The sequence below is a fragment of the Extibacter sp. GGCC_0201 genome, from assembly GCF_017566055.1.
In the GTDB taxonomy this organism is placed as follows: domain Bacteria; phylum Bacillota; class Clostridia; order Lachnospirales; family Lachnospiraceae; genus Extibacter.
In genome coordinates, this window is record NZ_JABFCH010000159.1 from 1 (window position 1) to 224 (window position 224).

The 224-nt window shown below is 47.8% G+C and carries 1 protein-coding gene; it reads right to left on the reverse strand.

Going from position 1 to position 224, the window contains the following annotated elements; all coding sequences use genetic code 11:
- The coding region (locus HJV72_RS19100) for a cation:dicarboxylate symporter family transporter (RefSeq protein WP_208073454.1) at positions 1 to 224 on the reverse strand (224 nt) is incomplete at both ends.

The following is a 224-nucleotide window of genomic DNA, read 5'->3' on the forward strand; positions in this document are numbered from 1 at the left end:
TGCTGATAATCGCAAAACCGACAAACAGAGAAAATACGATGATAGGCATCATATCTCCATTGGTCAGCGCTGCAAAAGGATTACTGGGAAGCAGATCCAGAATGGTCTGGTAAACCCCCGGCAGTTCCTTGACCTCCACCGTGTTTTCAATGGTTCCGAGAATAAGTCCTTTGCCCGGCTGAATCAGATTGGCCAGAACAAGACCAATGGTAGCTGCAATGCCT